General features: G+C 34.5%; 5 protein-coding genes. All 5 read left to right on the top strand.

Features of this window, described 5'->3' with window-relative positions; all coding sequences use genetic code 11:
- Positions 1-312: 312 nt before the first annotated feature.
- The 5 genes from DRF58_RS17810 to DRF58_RS17790 all read left to right on the top strand — a co-directional run bounded on the left by DRF58_RS17810 (position 313) and on the right by DRF58_RS17790 (position 3,390).
- Positions 313-498: a hypothetical protein gene (locus tag DRF58_RS17810; protein WP_116037282.1), complete on the top strand. Its 186-nt coding sequence runs from the start codon at positions 313-315 to the stop codon at positions 496-498.
- Between the two features lie 2 nt (positions 499-500).
- A complete protein-coding gene (locus tag DRF58_RS17805; protein WP_116037281.1) occupies positions 501-704 on the top strand; it encodes a hypothetical protein in 204 nt (67 codons plus the stop codon).
- A 61-nt stretch (positions 705-765) separates the two neighbouring features.
- On the top strand, positions 766-2,196 hold the full coding sequence (locus tag DRF58_RS17800) for a hypothetical protein (RefSeq protein ID WP_317124878.1): 1,431 nt from the start codon (positions 766-768) through the stop codon (positions 2,194-2,196).
- Between the two features lie 108 nt (positions 2,197-2,304).
- Positions 2,305-3,105, top strand: a complete 801-nt coding sequence (locus tag DRF58_RS17795) for an HAD family hydrolase (protein ID WP_116037279.1) — start codon at positions 2,305-2,307, stop codon at positions 3,103-3,105.
- Between the two features lie 108 nt (positions 3,106-3,213).
- Positions 3,214-3,390 (top strand): histone H1, encoded by a 177-nt coding sequence (locus tag DRF58_RS17790; RefSeq protein WP_116037278.1) that lies wholly within the window; start codon positions 3,214-3,216, stop codon positions 3,388-3,390.
- Positions 3,391-3,504: the final 114 nt, after the last annotated feature.

Here is a 3,504-nt window from a genome sequence, read left to right as displayed (position 1 = left end):
CGGATTCGCTCCAGGTGTATTGTTTCCGATGCCATCGTTCCGGGCGTTGCGTTTGGGTTCCTGTAATCGCTGGGATTCGTTCCAGGCGCATCGGTTCCGGTGCCAGCGTTCCGGGCGTTGCGCTGATATGCAGATGATAGTCGGATTCGCTCCAGGTGTATCGGTTCCGGTGCCATCGTTCCAGGCGTTGCGCTGATATGCAGATGATAGCCGGATTCGCTCCAGGTGTATTGTTTCCGGTGCCATCGTTCCGGGCGTTGCGTAGCGGTGTACGGCTTGCAAAAAATAAAAATACTTTTTACTTTTGCGTTAATGGCAGATAATCAAAGATTTTTAGAAAGAAATAAACAAGTTAGGATGTTTTTCGATAATCTCGAAAGAAAAAATCCCAATTGGCGTATTGGTGCATTAGAAAAAGTAACCGCAGACCAATTTTTTATTAGTGAAAGAACGGTTCGAGCAATTTTAAAAGAAAGTGGTATTTATCAATCTACATAATTATGACAGGTGAAGAGCTTTATCTAAAATTATCAATTCGTGATTATAGTAATTCGGATAGTGATATTTATGCTCAGGATTTACAGACATATTTTTTTCATTCCGTAACTTCTAATACTATTGCTGATTTTTTTAAACTTTTAGAAATGGCTCATTTTTTAGATAAGAAAATTATTCTGAAAAGTGAAAATTTAGAAAGTGACTAATATACTTCATCCGCTTTAACATTGGAATAACTTATTTATTAGCCTATAATTACTATTATAAATATCATACTTATTTTATATATTTGCTTATGGAATTAAGGTTTATTTGTCGGTCAATTTCTCTTCACCAAAAGTTTTGGATGGATTAGAAAATTCTGATCCATTGAATAAAAATGTTCAAAATTGGTGGAAAGGAAAAGCGTCTGAAATTTACAAACTGATTCCAGATTTTGGAGGTTTTTTGGTTAAAGCCAATTCTGAAGGTCAACCAGGACCGCAGGATTATGGAAGAACGCACGCAGACGGTGCGAATATGATGGCGGATGCATTAAAACCTTTTGGCGGACTCATTATGTGGCGAGCTTTTGTTTATTGTCCGAGCAAGGAAGATAGAGCAAATCAAGCCTATTTGGAATTTGTTCCGTTGGATGGAAAATTTAAAGATAATGTGATTATTCAAATCAAAAATGGACCGATAGATTTCCAGCCAAGAGAAGCTTTCAATCCGTTATTTGGAGCTTTGAAAAAAACGCCCGAAATGGTGGAATTTCAAATTACTCAGGAATATCTTGGATTTTCAAATCATTTGGTTTATTTAGCACCATTATTCAAAGAAAATCTAGACAGTGATACTTGTTCTTTTGGTAAAGGCTCTACGATTGCAAAAATCACAGACGGAACTTTGATGAAAAATAAAATCACTGCGATTTCTGCTGTGGCTAATATTGGAGAAGACACCAACTGGACAGGTCATCACTTTGCACAAGCGAATTGGTATGCATTCGGACGTTTGGCTTGGAATCACGAGTTGTCTTCTGAACAGATTGCTGATGAATGGCTCAAAATGACTTTTACAGATAATCAGGATTTTGTAAAACCGGTTAAAGAAATAATGTTGTCTTCTTGCGAAACTGCTGTGGATTATATGAAGCCTTTGGGACTTCATCATATTTTTGCTTCTGGACATCATTATGGGCCTGAACCTTGGGGCGATTACAAAGGCGGAAGACCAGATTGGTCACCTATTTATTACCATAAAGCAGATGCAAATGGAGTAGGATTTGATAGAACAAAAACAGGAAGTAATGCAGTTTCATTATACTTTCCACCACTTAATGAAACTTATGAAAATATAAAAACTACACCAGAAAATCTAATTCTTTGGTTTCATCACGTTCCTTGGAATTACAAAATGAAGGATGGAAAAACGCTTTGGGAAGAACTTTGTTTCAAATATGATACAGGTGTAAAAAATGTCCGGGATTATCAAAAAACTTGGGATAAGCTACAAACTTATGTCGATCAAGAGAGATTCAAATCTGTTCAATCAAGATTGAAGATTCAGGCTAAAGATGCAGTTTGGTGGAAAGATGCTTGTTTGCTTTATTTCCAGACTTTTTCAAAACAACCAATTCCTTACGATATAGAGCGCCCAATTCATGAGTTGGACGATTTGAAGAAAATTAAACTGAATATGGGACATCATAATTAGTAATTAATAGAAATTTAATTCCGGACTTGGCTTCGGAATTTCTTTTTTCGGAATCTTTTACGGTTATTTGTACCAATGATTTTGGAAATTGAATAAAAATAATCCTTTATGAAAGAGATAAAATTAATAGTAACTGATATGGATGGGACTTTCCTAAATTCTAATTATGAAGTGAGTCCAGATTTTCCTAAAGTATATCAGGAACTTAAAGATAGAGGGATTTTGTTTGTGCCAGCTAGCGGAAGACAAATGCCAGGAATTACAAAATATTTTGGAGACATCGAAAACGAAATAGGTTTCATTGCAGAAAACGGAGGTTATATTGTTTACAAAAATCAAGAGCTATTTGCTGATGAAATGGATCACGATCTTGTGGTGAAAATTATAAAAGCTGTTCGTGAAATTCCAGGAGCAAGAGCTGTTCTTTCTGCAAAGAAACAAGCATATTACGAAACGGAAGATCAAGAATTTATCGATTTTTTCACGCAATATTATACCAAGAATCAAAAAGTAGAGGACTTGACAGAAGTCATTGATGATACTGCTTTCAAGATTGCAGTGTATCATCCGGATGGATCAGAAAAAAATTTGTATCCGATTTTGAAACAGTTTGAAGAATATGATTTGAAATCAGTAGTTTCTGGTAAATATTGGCTAGATGTCATGAATCAAAATATCAACAAAGGAATTGCTTTAGAAAAATTGCAAAAATCTTTGAACATATTACCAGAGGAAACAATGGCTTTTGGTGATTATATGAATGATATAGAGATGTTGAAAAATGCACGATACTCTTATGCTATGGAAAATGCACATCCTACCGTAAAAGAAACTGCTACTTTTGAGACCGTTTCCAATGATAATTTTGGAGTTTTGGAGATTGTAAGAGATTACTTAGTGAATAATTAAGTATTAATACCCTGCAGAACACCATAAAATTAATTTCATAATTCAATTGAAAAATGATATAAACTACTATATTTGCAACCCAGTTTAATACTTTATACTTTAAAAATTATGAAAGAACTTATTGAAAAAATCAATGCAGAATTCGAAGCGTTTTCTAACGAAGCAAACCAACAAGCTGAGAAAGGAAACAAAGCTGCTGGAACAAGAGCAAGAAAATCTGCTTTGGAGTTAAGCAAATTATTCAAAGATTTCAGAAAAGTTTCTGTTGAAGAATCTAAGAAATAAAAGCTTTTAAAAGTGAAAGAATCCGTCTCACAACTTGAGGCGGATTTTTTTTGGTTATAATTGTTATTTTTTGTATATTTATATCTGATAATCAGATATTTGTCTATGAATTTC

The sequence above is a fragment of the Epilithonimonas hispanica genome (assembly GCF_003385395.1).
GTDB lineage: Bacteria > Bacteroidota > Bacteroidia > Flavobacteriales > Weeksellaceae > Epilithonimonas > Epilithonimonas hispanica.
The sequence above is the reverse complement of the archived record's forward strand: the minus strand, read 5'-3'. Positions and strand labels throughout refer to the sequence as shown.